Source organism: Pseudomonas graminis (genome assembly GCF_900111735.1).
In the GTDB taxonomy this organism is placed as follows: domain Bacteria; phylum Pseudomonadota; class Gammaproteobacteria; order Pseudomonadales; family Pseudomonadaceae; genus Aquipseudomonas; species Aquipseudomonas graminis.
This window is the reverse complement of record NZ_FOHW01000004.1, coordinates 153194-179698: the sequence shown is the minus strand read 5'-3', so window position 1 is coordinate 179698 and position 26505 is coordinate 153194. Positions and strand designations below refer to the sequence as shown.

Below are 26505 nucleotides of genomic sequence, written 5' to 3'. Positions count from 1 at the left end.
GTACTCCCGGCCCGCGCGTTTTACTCTCGGCCACTCCGTACACCCAGAAGGAAGGCCCGATGAGCTGGTCCGCCACGCAGTACTCCCTGTTCGAGCAGCAACGCACGCGACCGGTACGCGACCTCGTCGCCGCCATTTCCCTGGCCTCGGCCCACATCGCGGTCGACCTCGGCTGCGGTCCCGGCAATTCCACCGAAGTGCTGGCCGAGCGGTTCCCGGAGGCCACGGTGACCGGGCTCGACAGTTCCGAGGACATGCTGCGCGACGCCCGTCAGCGGCTGCCGAACATTGCATTCGAGTTGGCGGACATCGGCAACTGGAATCCTTCGCAGAGTTACGACGTGATCCTCGCCAACGCGTCGCTGCAATGGGTGCCCGACCACGCGTCGCTGTATCCACGGCTGGTCAGCCTGCTCAATCCAGGCGGTGTGCTGGCGGTACAGACCCCGGACAATCTGGAGGAGCCTGCCCATCGTCTGGCCCGGGAGATCGCCGCGAGTGCGCAGTGGGCCGACAGGATCGGCGGGGTCAAGCACCCCGATCGCCACCCTGCGGCCTATTACTTCGAGCTGTTGCGGCCGCATTGCGCCGAGGTCGATGTCTGGCGCACGACGTATCACCATCCCCTCGCCGGAGGGCACGGGGCGGTGGTCGAGTGGTTCAAAGGCTCGGCGCTGCGGCCGTATCTGCAAAAGCTGGACGAAGCAGGTCAGCAGGCGTTTCTCGATGCGTACCTGCAGGCGATCAGTCAGGCCTACCCGGCGCTGGACGACGGCACGGTGCTGCTGCCATTCCCGCGCCTGTTCATCGTTGCCACCCGTTAACGCGTGCGCCTTGCATCAAACGCTCTGATGCAGATGTTCCGCGACCCGTGATTGAGACCGTTTTCTGATGGAGTGAGCATGGACAACGACCCAACCCAATTGGCCGCGCGCCTGATTCGCAACTTCAATGAGGTGCCGCTGCAGCACGAGCGCCGCGACCCGTTGTACGAAAGCCATGCTGCGCGACTGGGCACCGACACCGCCGCACAAAAGCTGGGTGCATCGGTGGACATCGTCGCGCCGGGCAAGCGCTCGTGCCCTTATCATTTTCACTACGCTCAGGAAGAGATGTTCGTCATTCTGGACGGGCAGGGCACGTTGCGTGTTGCCGGGGAAATGCTGCCGATCCGCAGCGGCGATGTCATTTTCATTCCGCCAGGACCTGAGTATCCCCACCAGTTGATCAACACCTCGGACGCGCCGCTAAAGTATTTGTCCATCAGCACCCGGGAGACGCCAGAAGTATGCGAATACCCGGACTCCGGCAAGTATCAGGCGATGGTCACCATCAATGGGTCCCGAGCATTTGCCGCTGTGCAGCGCTCCGACGCGACGCTGGATTATTGGGAAGGCGAGCCGTGATTCACGCCCAAGCGTGTGCCGATGACTCATTCGGTTATAACCATAGAACGTCTTGATCTAGCGTCGATATAAGAAAAACAGAGGTCGTCAGAGCAAAAATCGCTATTCTGCCCGCCGGCTTTCAAATGTGCAGTCAGGCAGAACAATGGATTTTGGCAACGCAGGTTTCGTCGTCGCAGGGCTGGTGGTCGGTTTTATTGTCGGCATGACGGGTGTGGGCGGCGGATCGCTGATGACCCCGATCCTGTTGTGGTTTGGCATCAACCCCGCTACGGCGGTAGGCACTGACCTGCTGTACGCCGCCATCACCAAGAGCGGTGGCGTACTGGTTCACAAAAAGAACGACAACATCGATTGGGGCATTACTGGCTGGCTGACCCTGGGCAGCGTGCCGGCCGCCGGGCTGACACTGTGGTTTCTGAGCAGCCTGCACGCTGCGCCGGACGCGATGAATTCGGTCATCAAACAAGCGCTGGGGGTGGTGCTGCTGCTGACCGCGCTGGCGATCTTTTTCAAGAAACGCCTGTTGGCATTTGCCCAGCGGCATGCGGGTGATCGCTACCGCCTCAGCCCGCGTAGCCTGAACGCACTGACGGTGCTGACCGGCGTCATCCTGGGCACCATGGTTGCGCTCACGTCCATCGGCGCCGGCGCGCTCGGCACAGTAGCGCTGTTCCTGCTTTATCCCTTCCTCGAAACCCGGCGCCTGGTCGGCACCGAAATCGCCCACGCCGTGCCGCTCACCCTCGTCGCCGGCATCGGCCACGCCAGCATGGGTAACATGGACTGGTCGATGTTGGGCTACCTGCTGATGGGATCACTGCCGGGCATCTACATCGGCAGCCATCTGACTGGTCGCATTCCCGACGGCATCCTGCGCCCTTGTCTGGCGCTGATGCTGGTGGCGATCGGGTACAAGCTGGCGTTTTAAAGCGGGTTTCGCTGGCACGATGCGAAACCCTGCAGGCCAGGCTTTCAACAGGAAAAAGTCAGTTTTCACACCGCAAGCCCGAGGGTGTTTACGCTGGCCTCTTCCCGGCTAAAGCCGGTCCTATTCAATGCGCCGCGCGGATCCAGAGAGGCCCGCTGCGACCCGGACTTGTGGGACCGGCTTCAGCCGGGAAGACGTCAGTGGTCACACCATAAAATCCGGGTTGATCACACATTCCTCTTCCCGGCTGAAGCCGGTCTCACATCCCGATCAATTACCCGAGCGAAACGGAATGGGTTGGCGTGGCGCTTCGGGCGTGGTGTGCGGCTGGCCGACCATCTCGTCGTAAACCACGGGATGGACGATGAAAAGCTTAACTTCCTCGGTGGACGACAGGCATTTGCGCGCTTCGTCGATGGAGGCGACGTGCAGGACTTTGCCGTCCGGGCTGCTGACGGCATTGGACTTGCCATCCATGAGCGCATGAATAACATAGGAGCCACCTTCGACCGAGACCAGATTGACCTCAGTGACTTCTCCGGCTTTGACGTGTTTGCTGAGCTTGTCCAGATCCATTACGGCACCTTAATGACGCCCGCGGGCGTTGTCTGTTGCATGGATTGATGCGAGACCGTCTATGCGGCCTGCCTGTATTGGAAGAGGCTGGCGGTGGCAAGTTCAACGCAAAAACAGGAGAGGCGGAGAAGGGGGGAGGAGGGGTGTTTCAAGAAGAGTGCCGGCACATCAAAGAAGGAGCCGGCACCTGAAAAACCCGCCGCCACCTGCGAAAACCATCAGCAGGCGGCAGCGTAAGTCAGGACAGCGGCGGTCAGCAGAGCTTGTCGATGACGCGCAGGCCAGGCGCTTGCTGCACGGCGCCCCACTCACTGCTCAGGGTTTCCAGCACCTGGCCGAGGAACTGCTTGTCCGCTGCGGCCTTCTTGCCGACGTAGCCGTGGCCTTTGCGGTACATCTTCAGTCGGGCACGCATGTGCGGGTGCTGACTCTCGAATTGTTCTTCCTCGGTGCAGGCACCCAGACCGTCCATGTGCACGTTGCCTTCCTCGCACACCCAGAGGATATGGCTATCAAGAGAATCCTTGCGTGCGGCGAACAGTCGAGCCAATTGATCAATGGTAGGTTGGTTGTTCAGGTTCATGGTTGTTACCCCTTTTTGACCACTGGTTAATCTATCGAGTGAGTTCAAACGCAATGGCGAATCGTCCGTCGACTCGCACTCCTTCCATATGCTGACAAGCAAGGTCCGTCGGTACACAGAGCCGGTGCCGGGCCGCAAGGTGTGGGCATTGATGAGAGCAGAGGTGGAAGGTCGAGCCTGGGGGAGTGAGGGCGGACGCCTCGAGGACACGGGCGACTGGGTGGTCGACCACAAGTGTCATGAGGACGTGTCGCCAGCGCTCGGCCTGGTGGGTCGATCTTGCCGGTTCGGCTTCATCAATCTGCCTTGTGGGCAGCACACATCCAGAGGTTGTTCGACGGCTGTGTCGAACGGGCCCGGAATACATTTGCCAGCTCTCCCGATCGGGGAGACGCCTGCACTATGCAGTCGGCAAAAGACATCGTCAATGGCTTTGTAGTGATTATTTTAAGGCACTACATATTTTGTAGTTTCAGAACACAAAGGTCGATTCGTGACTACAAGGTCAATGAATCCGGGGGGTACAGCGCAGGGGCAATACGAAGGTGGTAAAACCGGTGCCTGAAACGAAGCTTGCCCGCGACCGGATCGTTCAGCCGTTGTGTCCGGCTGACCGACCCTGTCGCGGGCAAGCGTGTCGCTATGAATCCAGACGCGAGTAATTACGCCTGTGGAGATTTTTGCAGTTCAAACAACAACAGCGAGCGCGGTGTGACCGTGTATTCGCTGCCGAACTCGAACTGATCCTTTCCATCGATCTCCGGCTGATTGGTGTCAATCAGGCTGGTCCAGTTAAGGCCTTCCGGCACTTCCGGCAGGGTGAAATTGACGCCGTCGTGGTGCGAGTTGACCAGCAGCAGCAGCGTGGCTTCAGAGCCGCGACGACGGATACCGGTTTCCTGCGCACGGCCGTCCATCAACATGCCCAGGCACCGCCCGTTCGGATCTTCCCACTGCTCGATGGTCATCTCTTCGCCGCTTGGCGACAGCCAGGTGACGTCTTTGACGCCCAGTGCCTCGTTGTAATCGCCTACCAGGAAGCGGCTACGGCGCAGGATCGGGTACGACTGACGCAGCTTGATCAGGCGCTTGACGAAGGCCAGCAGGGCCTTGCCGTCTTCGTCCAGATCCCAATTGACCCAGCCAATCTCGCTGTCCTGGCAATAGGCATTGTTGTTGCCATGCTGGGTGCGGGCGAACTCGTCACCGGCGACCACCATCGGCGTGCCCTGGGCCAGCAGCAGCGTCGAGAAAAAGTTGCGCATCTGACGCAGGCGCAGCGCGTTGATTTCCGGATCGTCGGTCGGGCCTTCGACGCCGCAGTTCCATGAACGGTTGTCGTTGCTGCCGTCCTGGTTGTTCTCGTCGTTGTCTTCGTTGTGCTTATCGTTGTACGACACCAGGTCGTGCAGCGTGAAGCCGTCATGGGCGGTGATGAAGTTCACCGAAGCGTACGGCCGGCGGCCACGCTGGTTGAACAGATTGCCCGACGCCGTCATGCGGTTGGCGAAGTCTGCCAGCTGGCCTTCGTCGCCTTTCCAGAACGCACGGATGTTGTCGCGGAATTTGTCGTTCCACTCCGCCCAGCCCGGCGCGAAGTTGCCGACCTGGTAACCGCCCGGACCGCAGTCCCACGGCTCGGCGATCAATTTCACCGAACGCAGCACCGGATCCTGGCGGCAGGCCACGAGGAAGCTGTGGCGTTCGCTGAAACCATCGTGGTAACGGCCGAGGATGGTGGCCAGGTCGAAGCGGAAACCGTCGACGTGCATCTCGGTTGCCCAGTAACGCAGGGAGTCGGTGACCATCTGCAGCACGCACGGGTGGCTCAGGTCGAGGGTGTTGCCGGTACCGGAGTCGTTGATGTAGTAACGCTTGTCATCCGGCATCAGGCGGTAGTACGAGGCGTTGTCGATACCGCGCATCGACAGGGTCGGGCCGCGCTCGTTGCCTTCGGCGGTGTGGTTATAGACCACGTCCAGGATCACTTCCAGGTTGGCATGGTGCATGTGCGCAACCATTTCCTTGAACTCGGAAATCTTGCCGTGGGCCAGGTAGCGTGGATCCGGTGCGAAGAAGGCCAGGGTGTTGTAACCCCAGTAGTTGGTCATGCCTTTTTCCAGCAGGTGCTGGTCATTGACGAAGGCGTGGATCGGCAGCAATTCGATCGAGGTCACGCCCAGACCTTTGATGTGCTTGATCACGTCATCGACCATCAGGCCGGCGAAGGTGCCTTTGACTTCATCGGGCACAGACGGGTGACGCATGGTGAAACCGCGGGTGTGGGTCTCGTAGAAAATTGTCTTGTCCCACGGCACGTCCACACGCTGTTCGCGGCCCCAGGTGTAGGCAGGGTCGATGACCTTGCACTTGGGCACGAACGGGGCGCTGTCACGCTCGTCGAAGCTGAGGTCGTCGTCCGGGTGACCGATGGTGTAACCGAACAGCGCTTCAGACCACTTCAGCTCGCCGACCAGTTGCTTGGCGTACGGGTCGATCAGCAGTTTGTTGTGGTTGAAGCGGTGGCCGTTCTTCGGGTCGTACGGACCGTAGACGCGGTAGCCGTAGACCTGACCCGGGTGGGCGTCGGGCAGGTAACCGTGATAAATCTCGTCGGTGTATTCCGGGAGCTCGATACGCTCAAGCTCGACTTCGCCGGCGGAGTCGAACAGACACAGCTCGACCTTGGTGGCGTTGGCGGAAAAGATGGCGAAGTTGACGCCCAGGCCATCCCAGCTGGCGCCCAGCGGGAAGGGCAGGCCTTCACGAATGCGCGAGGCGGTGACTTCGGGGCTGCCAGCGTTGCCGGATTCATTCTGTGTAGCGGCGTTCTTATCTTGCGTGCTCATGTGTATTCCTGACGTTCGAATGAGTTCCTGAAGGCGAACAAAGCCGTGGCCTCAGTACGTGACTGCGCCATCGATGCAACAGGTTTGAAAGTTACCGCAGGGTCAAGACCGTTTTAAGGCGATCCCTGCGGTAGGGGTGTTAGCTGCGCAGCAGTGACGCGTTAGGGCATGTGATCAAGGTGCAGGCTTCGCTGCGGCAGGCTTCTTGGCAGAAGGCTTGGCGGCTGGCTTGGCCGGTTTAGCGGCAGCACCGGTTGCGGCGGACTTGGGCTTGGCAGGTGCCTTCGCTGCCGGTTTGGCGGCGGGCTTGGCATCGGCTTTTGGCTCAGGCTTGCTCGCAGTCTGATCAGCGGACTTCTCTGCAGGCTTGGCAGCAGACTTCGCAGCCGGTTTTGCAGCAGCCTTAGCAGCAGCCTTAGGAGCAGGTTTGGCGGCGGCAGCCTTGGGCTCCGCCTTGCCGTCAAGCTTGGACTTCGCCGTCTTAGCAGCCGCCGGTTTTTTAGGCGACTTCGCCTCGGCGGCTGCCAACTTGCTGGCCATTTCCCAGTGGCGGGCATCTTGCCCATGTGGCTTGCCTTCCGTTTCCCAGATCTGGTGGGCAAGCTCGCTGATTCTTTTATCGTCGGCACTCATCTCGACACTCCCGGTATCACAAGGTTTGTATAAGCAGGTTTACAGAAATTTCCTTGAGCGCTGCGCTGAGCAACATTTCCTTGCTGGATGTGACTGTAGCCTGTGAAAAAAGTCCCTTCCAATTTGGATGTGAATCAGCGAACGGCAGGTTGATTCGTGTATCGCCCCAATTTGCTGCATTGATGAATGGAGTTTGCGCAGTGCCCAATAGTTCAGCCGGCAAGCGCGGAACCACAACAATAGCCCGCATCTCCTTCGTTACCCGGGCAAAAGCGATGACGTGATCGGCTTTTTCCCCGACCACCTCAAGCGGTTGATATTCCCCTTCACTGAACAGGGCGGGGTACTGGTTGCGCAGGTTAAGCACCTGGGCGACCAACGCCTGCTTGATCCGGCCGTCGTGCCACTGGTCCAACAGCTCGGTGACTGGCGAAGAAGCCTGCAGCGCACGTTCGCGAGCGGGGTAATCCACCGGACGACGGTTGTCCGGATCCACCAGGCTGAAGTCCCAGAACTCGGTGCCCTGATACAGATCAGGCACACCGGGCGCCGTCATTCGCAGCAAAGTTTGCGCCAGACTGTTGAGCGCGCCGGCGGTCGCGATGCGATTGGCCGTTGCACCGATGGATTGGCGCAGCGCCACGCCGTCAGCATTGAGCAGCACATGCTGCAGAAACTCGCGGCAAGCGGTCTCGTAGGCTTCGTTGGGCGCGCTCCAGCTGCTCTGCAACTTGGCTTCACGCAGGGCCTTTTCCTGCCACTGAGTCAGGCGCTTGGCATAGGCTTCGAAAGCCGGCTCGCCCTCCAGATCCAGCGGCCAGCTGCCGATGATCGCTTGATACAGCATCAGCTCGTCACCGGCGCTGATGTGGGTGTCTCCAGCCTTAAGCGGTGCCGACAGCTGCTGCCAGCGCTCGACCTGCTCGGCATACCACGGCGCCAGTTCGCTGAGCACGGCCAGACGGGTGCGAGTGTCTTCGCCGCGCTTGTGGTCGTGGGTTGCAGTGGTCAGCAGGTTGTTCGGGAAGGTTTTGTGACGTTCGGCGCTGACCTGGTGAAACGCCTCCACCGGCGCACTGAAATGTTGCGGGTGAAAGCCCACATCGTTGCGCGACAGCAGCACGGCGGAGCGATAGAACGAGGTGTCTTCCACCGATTTGGCCGCCACGGGCGAGGTCAGTTGCTGGAAGCGGTTGCCGGCCTTGCGGCGCATTTCGCGCAATGGGCCCGTCGGGTAGTCGCGCAGCTTCTCGCCACCCAGCCACAACTTGAGCGAATCCAGCACCGGCCAGTCGCCTTCGCCGAGCATCTCGCGCGCGCCGTCCATGGCCTGCTGGAAGAAGCGCTCGTCCTCGGCAGAACGGCCGCACGCGGTGAGATAGGTGCGATACACCGGGAAATTGCTGACCAGCGCCAGCAGCGCGCGGCGGATCGCCCCAAGGGTCATGTCGCGGGTCATCACGTCACTGCGCGAAACCTGCAGCAACGCCTGGGCAAGGTTCTCGAAGTCGCCCGCCAACGTGCCGTGGAGGACCAGATCGCGGGCTTCCAGCACTTCCTTGTTGAAGTCGGCCGTGCGTCCGCTGATGCGGCTCCAGAGCTCGCCCAGCACGGCTTCACCTTTCGGGTCGTGCTGCAGAAGCGACACCTGGTTCATGAATTCATAACCGGTGGTGCCATCGGTATTCCAGTCGGTGCGCAGTTGCTCGTCGGAACCGAGGATCTTCTCGACGAAGATCGGCAAGCGCGCAAGCTCGGTGCCCGCCGGACGCAGCTTCATCAGGCTGTCGACGCGACGGCGCAGCTTGCGGCAATAACCGCGCGGGTCGGCCAGGCCGTCGATGTGGTCGATGCGCAGGCCGTCTACAAGGCCTTCAGCGATCATCTCGAAAATCTTGCCGTGGGTCGCTTCGAACACCTGCGAGCGCTCGACCTTCAGGCCACCCAGCTCGTTGATGTCGAAGAAACGCCGCCAGTTGATGTCATCGCCCGCGGTGCGCCAGCTGGCCAGACGATAATCCTGTTGCTCAAGCAAGCGGTGCAGGCGATCGAAGCCTTCAGGCGTGCTGGAGTCAAACTGCCCCAAACCTGCTTCGATGGCCATGACCAGCTCGGGCTTGGCTTTGACCGCTTCGGCCAGTTCCGCTTTGGCCTGACGGGCACGCTCGTAGGCCTGAGGGTAGTGATCAAGCTCGGCGAAACGCTGCGCCAGTTCGTCCAGTTCGGGACGCTTCGCTGCTTTCAACAGCGGCGCGTACGTGGCCGGATTGATAGGGAAGAGGTGCTGGTAGTGCTCGGCGTGGAAGCTGCCGTTTTCTGCATCAAAACGCAGCGGTACTTCACCGTTCTGCAACACCGTGCCGTAATCAGTGCTCAGGAAGGGCAGCAACAGTTGCCCCTTGAGCAGCGGGTCCGGTGAATTCCACTGGATGTCGAAGAACTTGGCGTACGGGCTGCGTTGACCCCACTCCAGCAGGTCCAGCCACCAGGGATTGTCGTTGCCGCCGACTGCCATGTGGTTGGAGACGATATCGAGAATAAGGCCCATGCCGTGTTCGCGCAGCGCCGCGACGAAGCGCAGCAACGCAGGCTCACCGCCCAGTTCGGGGTTGATCACGCGCGGGTCGACAACGTCATAGCCGTGCATGGAACCGGCGCGGGCTTTCAGCAGCGGCGAGGCGTATATGTGGCTGATGCCCAGGCTGGCGAAGTACGGCACCAGTTTGGTGGCGTCGTCGAGGGTGAAGTCTTTGTGGAACTGCAATCGCTGGGTGGCGCGCAGGGATTTAAGCGGGGTACTCATTTTTGATCACGCTCCGCGGCTTGTTTGCGTGCCGCTGCCAGAATTTCAAGGCGTCGCGCTGCATCGGCGTTATCCAGCAGTGAACCGCTGTCGCCGTTGAGCCGACGTCGCCAATTGGGATGACTGTCGATGGTGCCGGGGAAGTTCGCCTGTTCTTCGATACCGAGGGCATCCTCGATCGGGAGCAACACCAGCGGTGCCGGGGTGTGGCCGAGGTAAGCGATGCTGTGGTCGATGATGTCGGCGGCGCTGATGTTGTCCTCGCCGGCTGGCATCTTGTAGTTCTGCTTGAGTGCAGTGATCAGACCTTTGCGTTCACGCTCGCGACCGTCGCGCATCTTCTGTTCGGTTTCGTCATCGACAAAACCCAGGGTCTTGTTCCACTGAATATCCAGCTCGCTCAGCCAACCGGTGAGGGTGGGCAGGTCGTGGGTGCTGGTGGTCGCCAGTGCATCTTTGGACCATTTGGTGATCGGCTTGAACACCGCATCATCCTGCTCGAACAAGAGCACGCGCATGCCGAGAATTTCACGCTCGGACAGCTTCTCGTGCAGACCTTCGGGCACGGTGCCGAGGTCTTCGCCCAGAACAATCGCTTCGTGACGCCAGGATTCCAGGCTCAACAGACGCAGCATGTCGTCCAGCGGGTAGTTCAGGTAAGCGCCTTCACTGGCAGGCGATCCCAACGGGACCACCCACAGGCGCTGCAGCCCCATCACGTGGTCGATGCGCAGGCCACCGGCGTGGGCGAAGTTGGCCCTGAGCATTTCAATGAACGCCTGAAAGCCGTTGCGCTTGAGGCCCGTCGGCGAGAACGCCGAAATACCCCAGCTCTGGCCCGAGCGGTTGAGGATGTCCGGCGGCGCGCCCACGGTCAGCGCGGACAGTAGTTCGTCCTGACGGCTCCAGGCCTGACTGCCGGCACCGTCTGCACCGACGGCCAGATCGCCGATCAAGCCGACGCTCATGCCGCTCGAACGGGCAGCGGTCTGTGCGCGCTCAAGGCCGCGAGCGATCAGCCACTGGGCGAAAGCGTGGAAGCCGATCTCTTTCTCATGCTGTGCAGCAAAGGCATCAAGAGCAGGGTTCTTCGGATTCTTGAACTGCTCTGGCCATTCATGCCAGTTGCCGCCGATGCCCAGTTCATCGCCTGCATCACGCAAGGCCTCAAACCGACAGTGGTTTTCCAGGGCTTCACCACCCGCGCGACGGAAGCTCTTGAAGTCCTCATGGAAGGGGTGATCGCTGCCGATGAAACCGGCATACAGCTCGCGAAGCAGGGCATATTTTGCCTTGGCTGCGGCGGGCCATTCGATCAGCTCCAGGGATTCCAGACGCTTGAACTCGTCAGCCAGGCCGGACTTCTCGATCGCCAGCTCAACCGCACGGTCACCCAGAATGGTGCCCGGCGCGGCATACAGCGCGTTGAGGAACAGCCGGCTGGAAGGCGAGTAGGGGCTATAGCGCTCGCTGTCGTTGGAAAACATCGCATGAACCGGGCTGATCGCGACCGCCGAGGCGCCACGGCGACCCGCTTCGCGAACGAAGGCTTCCAGCCCCTGGGTGTCGCCGATACCGCCATCGCCGTCTCGACGCAGGTAGTACAGCTGAGTGGTCAGGCCCCAGTCGCGGGCAATCGCCTTCTTGTTGGCCATGGTCAGGCTGAAGCAGGTCTTCGGCGCAACGGCGACGGTCAACTGCTGGCCGTCCACTTCCAACTGGTGGTAACCGACTGTGGCTAACCCTGGAAGGGCGGCTTTGTCGGTGAGTTTCGCCTCAAGCAGCGAACCGTCTTCCAGCGTCAACTTGAATGCAGTGCCTGCGGTGAACCAGCTCGACAGATCCAGATCCTGGCCATGGTCGACGGTCATCAACGGCGGCGGAGTGGCTGACTGGCTCTCCTCGTTCAGACGTTTGAGGCTGGCTTCGACGTCTTGATCTGTCTCAGCGGGGTAACCCAGGCCGCCGAGGACCTTGCGCAGGACCTCGGGGCTTACGTGCTGCGGTTTGGCGTTGGCGTCCTTCCAGTCAACCGACAGGCCCGCCTGGGCCGCCAGTATTTCCAGTTGCTCATTGCTCATCCTGTTCCTCCACAACATCACTCGATTTCAGGCTGACAATGGCCGTGTATGGATTGAGGGTGGCGGATGGGGAAAGTTCTGCGGACTTGGCGTGGGACTGATGAAGCACTCTGTAGCCGGTGTAGTCATCGGTGTCGACCGCCTCGGTGCCGAGGTTCAGATCGATGCGCAGCTCGCTGTCGTCGCCCAGTGTCCAGCGTGCGCTGACGGCTTTGTCGCCCAGCTCTTTCACGCCGAGGGCACTCGCACCGTGCAGGCGAGGGAAGAGCTCGGTGCGACGGATTTCCAGTAGCGTCTTGTACAGCGCCAGCCAGTTGCGATGGTCCTGACCCTTGTCGGTTTCCAGCAGCAACGCATCGAACGCCGGGCGTGAGGCTTCGAAGGTTTTCAGCGCGTTAGGGTCAGGGATCTGCTCGCGCTTGGCCGGGTCCTTGAACGCGGCGAAATCCTTGAACTCGCCTCGACGGCCTTCACGCACGGCGTCTGCCAGCTCGTCATGGAAGTCAGTGAAGAACAGGAAGGGTTCGCTCGCGCCCCATTCATCGCCCATGAACATCAGCGGAATCATCGGTGAAAGCAGCAACAGCGCGGTCGCCGCCTTCAGTGCTTGCGGTGGGCTCAACTGGACGAGACGCTCGCCGAAGGCACGGTTGCCGATCTGATCGTGGTTCTGCAGAAACAACACGAAGGAGGTCGGCGGCAGGTGGCCGCTTGGTTCGCCCCGGGCATGACCATGGCGGGTGGATTCGCCTTGATAGACGAAGCCTTCGCCCAGCAGGCGCGCCAGCTTTTGCGTGGGCTTTTCGGCGAAGTCGGTGTAGTACGCGTCAGTCTCGCCGGTCAGCAAGACGTGCAGGGTGTTGTGGCCGTCATCGTTCCACTGGGCGTCGTAGCCCTGATCCATGCGCCCGGCTTCGTTGAATTCGTTTTCCAGGGTCAGCCAGACGTGACGCTCGGCCGGAATCGCATCGCGTACGTGCTGTGCCAGGTCTTGCAGGAAGGTCGGGTCTTCGATGGCGTGTACAGCGTCGAAACGCAGGCCATCGAACCGATAGTCCTGCAGCCACATCATGGTGTTGTGGATGAAGAAGTCGTGCACTTCACGACGGCGGAAGTCGATCGCATCGCCCCACGGGGTCTTCTTGTCGCTGCGGAAGAAATGCTTGGCGTAGGCGCCGAGGTAATTGCCGTCCGGCCCGAAGTGGTTGTAGACCACGTCGAGAATCACCGCCAGACCCAGACCGTGGGCGGTGTCGATCAGGTGCTTGAGCTGGTCGGGTGTACCGTAGGAAGACTGCGCGGCATAAGGCAACACGCCGTCGTAGCCCCAGTTGCGATCACCCGGGAACTGCGCGATGGGCATCAGCTCGATGGCGGTGACACCGGTGTCAACCAGATGCTGGAGGCGCTTTTCAACGCCTGCGTAGCCACCCAGCGCACCGACGTGCAACTCGTAAATGACCGCCTCGTGCCAGGGCCGACCTTGCCACTCGGTGTTCTGCCACTGATAGGCGTCTTGGTCGACAACGATGCTGTAACCATGCACGTCGCCGTCCTGAGCCCGGGAAGCCGGGTCAGGAACAGTGAGGGTGTCTTGTTCATTGAGGGCGACGTTGTAACGGTAGCGTGTGCCGGCAACACACTTGGCGTCGAGAACGAACCAGCCGTCCTGCTCTGGCTGAAGGGCCTGTGCAGGCCCGTTTTCGAATTCGACGCTGACGCTTTTGGCATCCGGTGCCCAGAGGGCGAACCGGGTGTGTTGTTGATCCAGCATGACGGCGCCGTGGCGCCAGTTGTGATCCGTGCGCGAAGGCATCCGTAATTCCTTAATCAGTGAGTTATCAATAATGCAATGCCGCACCTGCGGTCTTCTTCAGCAGCTCCTGATAGAGATCGGCATAGGGTTCAACCGCCTTGTGCCAATCAAATGGAGCAGCCATGGCCCTGCAACGCATGGCGTTGAGCAGCAGGGAGCTCTCGAAGACCTTGAATGCGCGGGTCAGGGCGTCGGTGTAGCTTTCGACGGTGGATTCGTCGAACAGGAAGCCGGTGCAGCCGTCCTCGATGGTGTCCGCCAGGCCGCCCGTGCGACGGGCGATCGGCAGGGAGCCGAAGCGCTGGGCGTACATCTGGCTCAGGCCGCATGGCTCGTAGCGCGATGGCATCAACAGGAAGTCACTGCCGGCGAACATGCGACGTGCGTCGGTTTCGTTGAAGCCGACACGCACGCTGACCTGGCCCGGAAAGCGAGCGGCGAGGTCGCGCATGGCGTCTTCTTCTTCAGGCTCGCCACGGCCGATGATTGCGATCTGGCCACCGTTGTTGACGATGTACTCGGCAACACCGATGGTCAGGTCCAGACCCTTTTGGTAAACCAGACGAGAGACCACGGCGAACAGCGGGCCGGTGGACGGCTCCAGCTCGAACAGCTCGCGCACGTAGTCGGCGTTGATTTCCTTGCGGGTCCACTCATTCGGTGCGAAGCGGCAAATCAGGTGTTCGTCCGTCGCAGCGTCCCAGCTTTCGTCAATGCCGTTGGGGATGCCGCTGAGCTGACCGCGATCGGCTTTGCTCTGCAGGAAACCTTCCAGGCCACAGCCGAAATCCGGTGTGGTGATTTCTTTGGCGTAGGTCGCGCTCACGGTGGTGATGTGGCTCGAATACGCCATACCGGCCTTGATGAACGACAGCTGACCGTAAAATTCCATGCCTTCCGGGCTCAGTGCCGAGTCCGGAATACCCAGCTCACGGCTGGAGGCGATGCTCACAAAGCCCTGATACGCCAGGTTGTGAATGGTGAAAATCGACGGCGTGGTCTGGCCGCGCCATTTCATGTACGCCGGCGCCAGACCTGCTGGCCAGTCATGGGCATGAACCAGCTCGGGGCACCACTGGGTCTTGACCGCGCCGGCCGCAAAGTCGGCGGCTGCCAGGCCCAGACGGGCGAAGCGAATGTGGTTGTCGGACCAGTCGCGACCGTCATTGTCACCGTAGGGCGTGCCTTCACGCTCGTACAACTCGGGACAGATCAGGACGTATATGACCAGGCCGTCTTTCATGTCCATCCGGCCGATCTTGCAAGGTGGCAGCGCGGCGTGGCCGGGCAGCTCACTGATGATGTGGATCGGATTGCCACTATTGATGACTTGGGGATAGCCGGGAATCAGCACGCGTACATCGTGCAGGTGGCGCATGGCGCGCGGCAGTGCAGCAGACACATCGCCCAGACCGCCGGTTTTCACCAGGTCGGCCATCTCTGAAGTCACGAACAGGACTTTCTTGCGGGTTACCGAAGAAATCACTGGTTGAACAGGAGGCAGTTGCAGCACAGGTGCGCTCGTCGTTGCGAAGACCGGCAGATGGGTCAGCTCGCTGGCCGGCTGATTAAAACTCTCTCCCTTCTGGGTTTTGACAGCGGCACTAATCATCGTTTTCTCCAGTTCGATATGCAGTGTTGGTACAGCACTTAGTTGTAAACGGCCATTTCCTATGGCCAGGCACACAAGACCTACGCAAGATCGATACCCATTTACCGACTGCACATTAAGGGACAAGGTGAAAGCGGACTCTGCTTCGATTTTTCAACAGCATAGTTGCTCTATTCACATGACCCCGGCGCCTGTGTAGAAGTTTCGACTATTTTTCCGGGCCATGTCTGGCATGCGGGGTTGCGATGGGGTGCAGGGTGAATGGCGAAGCGTTGCAGTGATCTGCGGCCCCCTGAATGCGCCGTTGTGGAGCATGGGGTGGCGGCCTTTATAAAGGGGTACCGCCGGTCGGATTGTTGGACAATGATCGAGCCGTTGGTCTACTCCGATGCAACTCATGCGCTTTTGTGGGACGTGACGCGGGCAATCCGATTGCCGTGCCTTTTCTCGGTGCATGGCGGAAGAATTCCTGACCGATCAGAGACATTTCCTACTTCTGTATAAGGATATTTTCTCCGCCAGGGCGTTAGAATCGCCGCCACGTGGCACGTCGGCACACTGAGTCGAGCGCCTGTTGAGGTTTCTCCAGCAGTAGAGGAAGTCAATGCAAGCCCCTGAGGTTCTGGTACTGCAAGCCAGCTACAGCAATTCGGTTCACGCTGACGCGATCGGATTTCTGCTTAATCAATATGCCGAAGACGCGATGGGTGGCGGCAAGTCGCTGTCCATGGACACCCGTCAGCAATTGGCGATCGAATTGGCCAAGCGGCCTCATGCGTTCAGCGTGCTGGCGTTCATCGCCGGTGAGCCGGTTGGCCTGGTCAACTGTTTCGAGGGCTTCTCGACCTTCGCCTGCCGACCCTTGGTCAATGTCCATGACGTGGTGGTGATCGCCTCCGCCAGAGGGCAGGGTATCAGCCAGAAGATGCTGGCCAAGGTCGAGGAAATCGCCCGCCAGCGCGGCTGCTGCAAAATCACACTGGAAGTACTGGAAGGTAACGACGCGGCGAAAGGCGCTTACCGCAAGCTGGGGTTTGCCGACTACCAGCTGGACCCGCAGATGGGCCGAGCGTTGTTCTGGCAGAAAGCGCTGTAGCGGAGTGGTCATGGCGAAAGCCGATTCCACGGGATGCACGCGATGCTTTTAGTGGGACCGGCTTCAGCCGGGAAGAGGCCGGTTTGAATGCCCTCAATTTTGCGGTGTGACGCCTGACGCTTTCCCGGCTAAAGCCGGTCCTACTCAATGCGCAAACCATTTGTAACGGTTCTGTCCTGTAAGACGATTCCGGGAGCGCGATAGGATCGCCTCCCGTATTGCTTTCAGGACTCACATGTCGCTTTCTCTGGAACCTCCCAGTCGCCGACTCCCTTCCAACGGGGTCGAAGGCGTTCACTTCGCTTTATCCCGCTTGAACACGATATCTCCCTGGCTCGACCCACTTCGCGGTGCGTCGGGCCTTTTCGTGGTTGTTCCATTGACTGTAAAGGGGCGCTGACCCATGGAATGGATCGCTGACCCTACGGCCTGGCTTGGCCTGTTGACCCTGATCGTGCTTGAGCTGGTGCTCGGCATCGACAACCTCGTGTTCATCGCCATCCTCGCCGACAAGCTGCCGCCCGAGCAGCGCGACCGTGCGCGAGTCCTGGGCCTGTCGCTGGCGTTGATCATGCGCCTGGGCCTGCTCGCGAGCATTTCGTGGATGGTCACGCTGACCGAGCCGCTGTTCGAGGTTTTCGGCAAGAGCTTTTCAGGGCGCGACCTGATCATGCTGTTCGGTGGGGTGTTCCTGCTGTTCAAGGCGACCATGGAACTGCACGAGCGGCTGGAAGGCCACGTCGCCCAGCGAGCGGGCAGTACGACCTACGCGTTGTTCTGGCCCATCGTCGCGCAGATCGTCGTGCTGGACGCGGTGTTCTCCCTGGACGCCGTGATCACCGCCGTGGGCATGGTCGATGAGCTGTCGATCATGATGATCGCGGTGGTGTTCTCGATCGGCATCATGATCATCGCCAGCAAGCCGCTGACCGCCTTCGTCAACGCCCACCCGACGGTGATCATGCTGTGCCTGGGCTTTCTGATGATGATCGGTTTCAGCCTGACCGCCGATGGCCTGGGTTTCCATATCCCCAAGGGCTATCTGTATGCGGCCATTGGTTTCTCGATCCTGATCGAGGTGTTCAACCAGATCGCCCGGGCACGGCGCAAGCGCAGCGTCAAAGGCGACCTGCCACGTCGCGAGCGCACCGCCCATGCCGTGCTGCGCCTGTTGGGTGGCCGCAGGCCGAGCGCGGAGGAGGTCGGTGAGGAGATCGCCGACATGCTCGATGGCGACAGCGACGAGGTGGTGTTTGACCGCCGCGAGCGGGTCATGATCAGCGGCGTGCTTCAGTTGGCGCAGCGGCCCATTCGCGGTGTGATGACGGTGCGCAACGACATCGACGTGATCGATCTGGATGACACGCCGGAAGGCATTCGCCAGCGACTGGTCACCTCGTCGTACTCGCGGCTGCCGCTAATCCGCGGGGGCCGTATCGACGAGCCGCTGGGCTTCGTGCACAAGAAGGAAATGCTCAACGCCTGGCTGTCCGGCGCCGAGCCGAACATCGAGCACCTGGCGCGACCGACCCTCAACCTGCTGGAGAGCTTCTCGATCCTCAACGCTCTGGAACAGATGCGCGCGCAGTCGACGCACATTGCGTTCGTGATCAACGAGTTCGGCGATTTCGCCGGCATCCTGACCATGACCGACATTCTCGAATCCATCGCCGGCGAGCTGCCGGACGCCAGCGAAATCGAGGGCCCGGACGTGATCGAAGAAGGTGAGGACGTGCTGGTCAATGCCGCCATGAACCTCAGCCATCTGCGCGAACGCATCGGCTTCAAAGCGAGGGCGACGAGTGATTATCAGACCCTGGCCGGGCTGGTGGTGAGCCTGCTTGACCGGTTGCCGGTGATCGGGGATGAGGCGCAGTGGGAGGGCTGGCACATGAAAGTCGTGCAGGTACAGGAGCGTCGGGTGACCCGCGTGCTACTGCGCCAGACACCGCCTTTATAATGTCGCTGATGCACACCCATCCCGGCGAAAACACAAAAGGCCTGCATTGCGCAGGCCTTTTTAGTTGGAGCGAAGATTACTTCACAGCTACTTATTACTTCTGTACGACGTCGGGCGTGGTGCCGGGCTGGCTGGCGGCCTTCTCCATGTGGGCAAAGTCACTCAGGCCTTTCGGCGCATAGGGATCGCCGATCAATCGAGGGCGCGCCTTGAAGTCCAGGCTGACCAGACTCTTGGTGGTGTCGAGTTCGTCAAAGCTCAGTCCCGCCAGTTGTGCCCAGGTGTGGATCAGGTTCGAACTGGTGTAAGGCCGATCATGAATGCTTTCGAAATTCCAGTCATGGGTCTGCTTCCACTTCGGCGAGGCGTAGGCAATGAACGGCACGGTGTACATCGGGATGGTCGGCTTGTTCTCGTTACGGCCCAGGGTGTTGCGGCCTGGCGAGTCGTAGACATCTTCGCCGTGGTCGGAGAGGTACAGCAGGAAGCCGTTCGGGTCGGCCTTGCCGTATTCCTTGATCAGGCTGGACACCACGAAATCGTTGTACAGCACCGCGTTGTCGTAGTTGTTGTAGAACTCCAGCTTGCTGTCATCGATGTCAGGTGGCACGCCGTCACGTCCGCTGAATTTCGCGAATTCTTCCGGGAAACGGTACTGGTAAGCCATGTGCGTGCCGAGCAAGTGAACCACGATCAGTTTGCGCGGCGCGGCATCGGTCAGTGCCTTGGTGAACGGCGCCAGCACGTCTCCGTCGTACTGTCGGGCGTTCTGGTTGCGGTTGTTGTTCAGATAGACCTGCTCGTCAGCCTGCTCGGAGAAGGTAGTGAGCATGGTGTTGCGCTTGGTCATCGTCTGCTGGTTGGTGATCCAGAAGGTCTTGTAACCCGCCTGTTTCATCACGCTGACGATGGATGGCGTCTTCAGGTAAAGGTCCGGGTTTTCCTCGTCGGCGAAGGTCAGTACCTGCTGCAGGGCCTCGATGGTGTAAGGCCGTGGTGTGATGACGTTGTTGAACACCTGCAACTGGTCCTTCATGGCGTCCAGGTTCGGTGTGGTCTGGCGCGGGTAGCCATAAAGGTGCATGCGCCCGCGGTTGGTCGACTCGCCGATCACCAGCACCAGGGTGGTGGGCAGATTGGCTTGCTGGTCCTTGAGGTTTTTCAGCGGCGCGATGTTGTTGCTGCTGGTCAGCATGTCCTGCATGCCATCCAGTTGCTGGGTGTAACGGTGATAGGCAACGATCATCTGCCATGGCACCGCCGGCTCGATGCGTGATTCAAAGGCTTCCAGCGCGGTCGATGCTTCGTCGAACCGCGCAAACTGCTTGGCCAGCGGGTAGCCGATGATGCCGATCAACAGCGCCGCTGCAACGGCGTAGGCGCGGGGGCGTGGCATGTATACCGGGCGCAGGCGAGTCCACAGGAATATCGCGAACGCGGTGTGGGCGATGAACGCCAGCACGATCCACCACGCGAAGTACTGGGTCATGTATTCGCCGGCTTCAGAAATGTTCGATTCGAACATGATGAAGATGACGCTCTGGGAAAACTCCTGCTGGTAAATGAAGAAGTAACCCAGGCTCGCCATGGAGCAGGCCCACAGAATCACGCCAATCACGGCCGCCATGACGCGGGTCTTTCGCGGGAACATCAGCATCGGCGCAAGCCAGATGCCACTGATGACGAACGCCTGACGGAAGCCGGCAAAACCGGTGATGCCGGTCAGCTGGATCAGCAGTTGAGTGATGCCGGAGAAGTACCAGAAAAACACGAACAGCCAGATAACGCCCGCCCAGTCGAACCCTTTCGGAGTCGCAGTGCTCCGTTTCATCGTTGCCATCAAGCGCTCCGCTATAGACCTTCCGGGCGACAGGACACCGCCCGAATTAATTCAAGTGCCGGCAAATGGCCAGCAATCAATGTGTTGAGGGTCGGGATTATGTTTTCAGTTGAGTGAAAATTTTGTCACGAGGGCGTTGCGAAACCGCAGCAAGCAGCTACAGACGCGCACGCTAGAGCAGGGCGGGGAACGTAACAGCCGGCACCGGGTCCGACGCAGGGTCGAAATCCGTGCCATGCATGGGGCGATGCGGGGTGAGTGCTCAAGATCAGGGCATGCGCCGGCAAGCCTGCAGATCGGGCTTGCCTTGGTCTTAGTGGCGCAGGGACGTGTGTGTCAGGCGTGAAGGGCAGTGCCGCTGCCGATGAGCTGGGCGTGTTGCAGCATCGAAGTCAGCTGGGCGACTTTGTTCTGCAATACGGCGCGTTCTTCCCTGAGCTGGCGCAGCTCGTCACGACGGATTGTGACGTAAAGGGTTTGTGGAGCGTTGGCTGTCAGTACTGTGCCCATTGCACACCTCGCAAATGGCGGGTTCAACTTCATAAGGTTCAAGCAAGGACGTCTGCTGAATCGGCATGTCCTGCTCACTACCTCTATCGGCCGGAATTCTGATTTCTTTTGCGTAAAAAAGGAACTTTTTTATTTTTGATTGTCGCGAACGTTTCTTGATCGCGAAAACCAGCGTCATAAGGCAGTCTTGCAGACATCTGTGCAGATGCACATGAAACTTTTTTCACCGGGAAACCATAGTTTGCCTCCCCGGATTAACCCACTATGCGGCACTGGGCTATAAACTGAGGCACCTCTGAATTTGATTAAGGAGCACCTCTACATGCAACTCGGGATTGTTGGACTAGGCCGCATGGGCGGCAACATCGCACGTCGACTGATGCTCAATGGCCACACGACTGTGGTCTATGATCGCGATGAGAAGTCTCGCACCGTGCTCGCCGCAGAAGGCTCGACCCCGGCAAAAGACCTCGCCTCGCTGGTCGCTGCCCTGGAAAAACCGCGAGCCGTCTGGGTGATGTTGCCTGCTGGCGCTCCAACCGAAGACACCATCAACGAGCTGGCCACTTTGCTCGATGCCGACGATGTGATCATTGACGGCGGCAACACCTTCTATAAGGACGACGTACGCCGCTCCCTGGCGTTGAAAGACAAAAACCTGCACTACGTCGATGTCGGCACCTCGGGCGGCGTCTGGGGGCTGGAACGCGGCTATTGCATGATGATCGGTGGCGAAACCGACGTCGTCACGCGACTTGACCCGATCTTCAAGACCCTGGCCCCGGGCATCGGTGACATCCCGCGCACCAAGGACCGTTCAAAGGACGCCGATCCGCGCGCCGAGCACGGCTACATCCACGCCGGCCCGCCGGGCGCAGGCCACTTCGTCAAGATGATCCACAACGGCATCGAGTACGGCATGATGCAGGCCTTCGCCGAAGGCTTCGACATCCTCAAGACCAAGAATTCGGACAACCTCCCTGTTGAACAGCGCTTCGACCTGAACCTGGGCGACATCGCCGAAGTCTGGCGTCGCGGCAGTGTCGTGTCTTCCTGGCTGCTGGACCTGACCGCCGACGCGCTGGCCACCGACCCACAGCTCAACGCCTATTCCGGCTCCGTGGCCGACAGCGGTGAAGGCCGCTGGACCATCGAAGCTGCCATGGAGCAGGCGGTACCGGTTCCGGTGCTGTCCACTTCGCTGTTCGCGCGCTTCCGCTCCCGTCAACAAAGCACGTACGGCGACAAGATGCTGTCCGCCATGCGTTTCGGATTCGGTGGTCATAAGGAACCAAAATAATGGGTTTATCCCGCAGCAAGCAGAATGCACCGGTCGCTCCGGCGACCACGCTGTTTCTCTTCGGTGCCCATGGTGACCTGGTCAAACGGCTGTTGATGCCGGCCCTCTACAACCTGTTTCGCGACGGGTTGGTGAGTGAAGACCTGCACATCGTCGGCGTCGACCACAACACCGTCAGCGATGCCGATTTCGCCAAAAAGCTCGAGGATTTCATTCGTCAGGAGGCGGCCAGCAAGGTCGCCCAGGGCGGCGAAGAGCCTCTGGACCCGGCGTTGTGGGGCAGCCTGTCGAAGCGCATCACCTACATCACCGGTGATTTTCTCGACGACTCCACGTACGCGGACATCGACGCGAAGATCAAGAGCACGGGCACCCGCAATGCCGTGTTCTACCTGGCGACCGCGCCGCGTTTCTTCAGCGAGGTGACGCAGCGTCTGGGCTCTTCCGGGTTGATGGTCGAAGACGATGACAGCTTCCGTCGCGTGGTGATCGAGAAGCCGTTCGGCCACGATCTGCCCAGCGCTGTGGCACTGAACAACTGCTTGCTGAAGGTCATGAGCGAGAAGCAGATCTACCGGATCGACCATTACCTGGGCAAAGAGACGGTGCAGAACATTCTGGTCAGCCGTTTCTCCAACGGTCTGTTCGAGTCGTTCTGGAACAACCATTACATTGATCACGTGCAGATCACCGCGGCCGAAACCGTGGGCGTTGAAACCCGTGGCAGTTTTTACGAAACCACCGGCGCGCTGCGGGACATGGTGCCCAATCACCTGTTCCAGCTGCTGGCCATGGTGGCGATGGAGCCGCCCGCTGCATTCGGCGCCGATGCCGTGCGTGGCGAGAAGGCCAAGGTGGTCGGCGCGATTCGGCCCTGGTCTGAGATGGAAGCGCTTGCCAACTCGGTGCGCGGTCAATATTCCGAGAGCAGCATCAATGGCAAGGCTGTCACCGGTTATCGCGAGGAAGACCGCGTCGATCCCGAGAGCAACACCGAAACCTACGTTGCGCTCAAGGTGATGATCGACAACTGGCGCTGGATGGGCGTGCCGTTCTACCTGCGCACCGGCAAGCGCATGAGCGTGCGCGACACCGAGATATCCATATGCTTCAAACCCGCGCCTTACGCGCACTTTCGTGACACCGATGTCGGCCGTCCCGCGCCAAACTTTCTGAAGATCCAGATCCAGCCTGACGAAGGCATGTGGTTTGATCTGCAGGCGAAGAAGCCCGGCCCGACCCTTGACATGCAGACCATCGAACTGGGTTTTGCTTACAAGGACTTCTTCGAGATGCAGCCGTCGACCGGGTACGAAACCCTGATCTACGACTGCCTGACCGGGGACCAGACGCTGTTCCAGCGTGCCGACAATATTGAAAACGGCTGGCGTGCTGTGCAGCCGTTCATTGATGCCTGGGCCAAGGATCCGCAAGTCGAGCTGTACCACGCGGGCGAAGACGGGCCGTCGGCGGCCGATGAGTTGCTGGCCCGTGATGGCCGAACATGGCAGCGTCTGGGATGAGTGATGCCACGCAACCCCTCATCCAGTTCATGTTGTCCGACATCGATGGCACGCTGCTGCACCCCGATCACAGCTTGAGTCAGGCCAACATCGATGCCGTGCGTAAATTGCAGGAGGCCGGGATTCATTTCTCGGTCGCCAGCAGCCGTCCGCCGCGCGCCATGCGTCAGCAGATCGATGCCTTGGGCATCACGCTGCCGACCGTGGCGTTCAACGGCGCCAACATCATTAATCCCGATGGCAGTCTGCTGCAGGCCCACCGGATTGATGCCGCCGCGGCGCGCACCAGCCTTGAGCTGTTCGCGAGCGAGGCGGTGGCGGTCTGGGTGTTCGCCGATGACCAGTGGCTGCTGCTCAATCCCGAAGGCGATTACGTCGACCACGAGCGCAACACCCTGGGCTACGACTTCGTGCATGTCGCCAGCTTCGACGATTACCTGGACCGCATCGACAAGATTGTCGCGGCGAGCAAGGATTTCGAGCTGCTCAAGCGCCTCGAGTTGGCGCTCAACCCGCTGATCGCCGGGTCGGCGCTGGCAGCGCGCTCCCAGTCCTATTACCTCGACGTCACCGCGCTGGACGCCAACAAGGGCACTGCCCTTGAAACGCTGGCCGATGCGTTGGGCGTGCCGTTGGCCCATACCGCAGCGATCGGCGATGCCGGCAACGATGTGGCGATGTTCCTTCGTGCCGGGCTGTCGATTGCGATGGGGCAGGCCGAAGTGGGCGTCAAGACACAGGCCAACTACGTCACCGACAGCAATGCCGATGACGGGCTGGCCAGGGCCATCGAGCGCTACATCCTGCCTCGTTGATTCGAGGCGGCGATTGCGCTGCTACTCATGGGTGCAGCTACTCAAGGGCCCGGCGTACAACAAGAATAAAGTGCTCACCAAGAGGGATAAACGCCCGATGGCTGTATTGATCGAAGATTACGCGCTGCTCGGCAACTGCCGGACTGCAGCGCTGGTGGCCCGCGACGGGTCGCTGGACTGGCTGTGTTTCCCGCGTTTTGATGCGCCAGCCTGTTTCGCCGCGCTACTCGGCGACAGCAACAACGGGCGCTGGAAGCTGGCACCGGTGGACGGCACCGCTCAGTCGCGGCGCCGCTATCGTGATGGCACGCTGATTCTCGAAACCCTCTTCACCACCGACACCGGCCAGGCGCTGCTTATCGATTTCATGCCCATGGAGATCGACAACAGCGTGGTGCGTATCGTCGTCGGCGTGGAAGGACGCGTGGATTTTTCGATGGACCTGGCGATCCGCTTTGACTACGGCAGCACTGTGCCGTGGGTCGAGAAGCGCGATCCCCACACCATGACCGCGGTTGCCGGCCCGGACATGCTGGTGCTGCGCACACCTGCTGAGCTGCACCCGATGGACCATCACACCGAAAGCCTGTTCAGCGTTGAAGCAGGCCAGCGTTTGGGCTTCGCGCTGTCCTGGCAGGCCTCTCACGAGCCGGTGCGTGGGGGCTTCGATGTGGAGCTGGCCCTGCAGCAGACCGAAACGTTCTGGCGAGATTTCTCCGGGCGCTGTCCGGATGTCGGGCAGTGGACGGATCAGGTCAAGCGTTCGCTGATCACCCTCAAGGCCATGACCTATGCGCCCACCGGCGGCATTGTCGCGGCGGTGACCACCTCGCTGCCAGAGCAGTTGGGCGGCGAGCGCAACTGGGATTACCGCTTCTGCTGGCTGCGCGATGCGACCATGACCCTGCTGGCGTTCATGAACCTGGGCTACTTCGAAGAAGCCACCGCATGGCGCAACTGGCTGCTGCGCTCCATTGCCGGCAACCCTGACCAGGTCCAGATCATGTACGGCCTGGCGGGCGAGCGGCGTTTGCTGGAGTATGAATTGCCGTGGCTGGCCGGTTACGAGCAATCGCGTCCGGTGCGGGTGGGCAATGGCGCGGCCAGCCAAGTGCAACTGGACGTGTACGGCGAAGTCGCCGACGCCATGACCCAGGCGCTCAAGAACGGCTTGCCGGCGCTGCCGCGCGGCACTGAAATCCAGAAAGTGATCATGCCGTTTCTTGAAAAGGTCTGGCATCAGCCGGACGCCGGCATCTGGGAAATTCGCTCGGCGCCACGGCACTTCACCCATTCCAAAGTCATGGCGTGGGTGTCGTTTGACCGAAACGCGGGGGTATTGGCCAAGAGCGATGACCCGGAAGACCGCGAGAGGGGACGGCACTATCGGGAGGTTGCCAACCAGATTCACGCCGACGTCTGCGCCAACGGCTACAACGCAGCACTGGGAAGCTTCGTGCAGACCTATGGCGGCACCGAGCTGGACGCCAGCCTGCTGCAGATTGCGCTCACCGGCTTCCTCCCCGTCGACGACCCGCGCGTCACCGGCACCGTCACGCGGATTGAACAGTCGCTGATGAAAGACGGCCTGCTGCTGCGCTACGACAGCGAACGCAGCACCGACGGCGTGTCGGGCAGCGAAGGGACGTTTCTGGTGTGTTCGTTCTGGCTCGCCGACGTCTACGTGCTGCAAGGCCGCGACGACGAAGCCCAAGTTCTTTTCGAACGCTTGTGCGGTTTGTGCAACGACGTCGGCCTCCTCGCCGAGCAATACGACCCCCAGCAAAACCGCATGCTCGGCAATTTCCCCCAAGCTTTCAGCCACATTGGCATCATCAACACAGCGCTGAATCTGCACCGCGTCATCTGCCCCGTGAAAAGCCGCGCGGCTACACCCACCTAGTGGGGCGGTGACAGGGGGATAGTTCTACGTGATGGGGCGAGATTGAGAGTGCGCACGCTGGCCTCTTTCCGGCTAAGGCCGGTCCTGCCAGGAATGCGTGTGCCTGATTGCATCGCTATAAGGCTGGGATGGACGCGGAGCGCCCCGGGATGCATACCCACGCCGAGCGTGGGCACGATCAGAAATATTTTTCACTTTTGGGGGCTCTGGAATGCGCCTTCAGAATTGAGTGCATTCAGTGAGCTTCGAATCGGCCCTTAAAAGAAGG

General features: G+C 60.6%; 19 protein-coding genes. 9 read left to right on the top strand and 10 right to left on the bottom strand.

Annotation, left to right across the window (positions count from 1 at the left end; genetic code table 11):
* The first annotated feature begins 59 nt into the window (after positions 1-59).
* The 3 genes from tam to BMY98_RS05280 all read left to right on the top strand — a co-directional run bounded on the left by tam (position 60) and on the right by BMY98_RS05280 (position 2337).
* Positions 60-824, top strand: coding sequence for a trans-aconitate 2-methyltransferase (gene tam / locus BMY98_RS05290; RefSeq protein ID WP_074885722.1), 765 nt, complete (start codon positions 60-62; stop codon positions 822-824).
* 78 nt (positions 825-902) lie between these two features.
* Complete coding sequence (locus BMY98_RS05285) at positions 903-1406, top strand: cupin domain-containing protein (protein ID WP_074885719.1); 504 nt, start codon at positions 903-905, stop codon at positions 1404-1406.
* Between the two features lie 145 nt (positions 1407-1551).
* A complete protein-coding gene (locus BMY98_RS05280; protein WP_074885716.1) occupies positions 1552-2337 on the top strand; it encodes a sulfite exporter TauE/SafE family protein in 786 nt (261 codons plus the stop codon).
* A gap of 270 nt (positions 2338-2607) precedes the next feature.
* On the opposite strand, the gene BMY98_RS05275 is transcribed toward BMY98_RS05280, so the two are convergent.
* The 8 genes from BMY98_RS05275 to glgA form a co-directional block, all read right to left on the bottom strand.
* The gene (locus BMY98_RS05275) at positions 2608-2913 is read right to left on the bottom strand and encodes a DUF6482 family protein (RefSeq protein ID WP_074885713.1); all 306 of its coding nucleotides are present in this window, start codon (positions 2911-2913) and stop codon (positions 2608-2610) included.
* Positions 2914-3166: 253 nt separating this feature from the next.
* A complete protein-coding gene (locus BMY98_RS05270; protein WP_074885710.1) occupies positions 3167-3496 on the bottom strand; it encodes a hypothetical protein in 330 nt (109 codons plus the stop codon).
* Between the two features lie 662 nt (positions 3497-4158).
* Complete coding sequence (glgX, locus tag BMY98_RS05265; RefSeq protein ID WP_074885707.1) at positions 4159-6345, bottom strand: glycogen debranching protein GlgX; 2187 nt, start codon at positions 6343-6345, stop codon at positions 4159-4161.
* 174 nt (positions 6346-6519) lie between these two features.
* A complete protein-coding gene (locus BMY98_RS05260; RefSeq protein WP_074885704.1) occupies positions 6520-6978 on the bottom strand; it encodes a DUF2934 domain-containing protein in 459 nt (152 codons plus the stop codon).
* Between the two features lie 16 nt (positions 6979-6994).
* Positions 6995-9781 (bottom strand): malto-oligosyltrehalose synthase, encoded by a 2787-nt coding sequence (locus tag BMY98_RS05255; protein ID WP_074885703.1) that lies wholly within the window; start codon positions 9779-9781, stop codon positions 6995-6997.
* The gene (malQ, locus tag BMY98_RS05250) at positions 9778-11862 is read right to left on the bottom strand and encodes a 4-alpha-glucanotransferase (protein ID WP_074885699.1); all 2085 of its coding nucleotides are present in this window, start codon (positions 11860-11862) and stop codon (positions 9778-9780) included. The genes BMY98_RS05255 and malQ overlap by 4 nt, the downstream gene beginning before the upstream one ends.
* A complete protein-coding gene (treZ, locus tag BMY98_RS05245) occupies positions 11852-13678 on the bottom strand; it encodes a malto-oligosyltrehalose trehalohydrolase (RefSeq protein WP_074885696.1) in 1827 nt (608 codons plus the stop codon). The genes malQ and treZ overlap by 11 nt, the downstream gene beginning before the upstream one ends.
* A gap of 25 nt (positions 13679-13703) precedes the next feature.
* Entirely contained in the window at positions 13704-15290 is a 1587-nt protein-coding gene (glgA, locus tag BMY98_RS05240) for a glycogen synthase GlgA (protein WP_074885693.1), read from the bottom strand.
* Between the two features lie 604 nt (positions 15291-15894).
* On the opposite strand from glgA, the gene BMY98_RS05235 reads away from it, so the two are divergent.
* Positions 15895-16386, top strand: a complete 492-nt coding sequence (locus BMY98_RS05235) for a GNAT family N-acetyltransferase (protein WP_074885690.1) — start codon at positions 15895-15897, stop codon at positions 16384-16386.
* A gap of 403 nt (positions 16387-16789) precedes the next feature.
* Positions 16790-18346, top strand: a complete 1557-nt coding sequence (locus BMY98_RS05230) for a TerC family protein (RefSeq protein WP_074885687.1) — start codon at positions 16790-16792, stop codon at positions 18344-18346.
* 94 nt (positions 18347-18440) lie between these two features.
* On the opposite strand, the gene BMY98_RS05225 is transcribed toward BMY98_RS05230, so the two are convergent.
* Complete coding sequence (locus tag BMY98_RS05225) at positions 18441-20186, bottom strand: phosphoethanolamine transferase CptA (protein ID WP_074885683.1); 1746 nt, start codon at positions 20184-20186, stop codon at positions 18441-18443.
* A gap of 336 nt (positions 20187-20522) precedes the next feature.
* Positions 20523-20696 (bottom strand): DUF6026 family protein, encoded by a 174-nt coding sequence (locus BMY98_RS26685; protein WP_108121958.1) that lies wholly within the window; start codon positions 20694-20696, stop codon positions 20523-20525.
* Between the two features lie 322 nt (positions 20697-21018).
* On the opposite strand from BMY98_RS26685, the gene gnd reads away from it, so the two are divergent.
* The 4 genes from gnd to BMY98_RS05205 all read left to right on the top strand — a co-directional run bounded on the left by gnd (position 21019) and on the right by BMY98_RS05205 (position 26237).
* The gene (gene gnd, locus BMY98_RS05220; RefSeq protein WP_074885681.1) at positions 21019-21996 is read left to right on the top strand and encodes a phosphogluconate dehydrogenase (NAD(+)-dependent, decarboxylating); all 978 of its coding nucleotides are present in this window, start codon (positions 21019-21021) and stop codon (positions 21994-21996) included.
* On the top strand, positions 21996-23519 hold the full coding sequence (gene zwf, locus BMY98_RS05215) for a glucose-6-phosphate dehydrogenase (RefSeq protein ID WP_074885678.1): 1524 nt from the start codon (positions 21996-21998) through the stop codon (positions 23517-23519). The genes gnd and zwf overlap by 1 nt, the downstream gene beginning before the upstream one ends.
* Positions 23516-24334, top strand: a complete 819-nt coding sequence (locus tag BMY98_RS05210) for a Cof-type HAD-IIB family hydrolase (protein WP_074885675.1) — start codon at positions 23516-23518, stop codon at positions 24332-24334. The genes zwf and BMY98_RS05210 overlap by 4 nt, the downstream gene beginning before the upstream one ends.
* Positions 24335-24431: 97 nt before the next feature.
* Positions 24432-26237 carry a glycoside hydrolase family 15 protein gene (locus BMY98_RS05205; protein WP_074885672.1) on the top strand — a complete coding sequence of 602 codons (1806 nt, stop codon included), beginning with the start codon at positions 24432-24434 and terminating at the stop codon, positions 26235-26237.
* Positions 26238-26505: the final 268 nt, after the last annotated feature.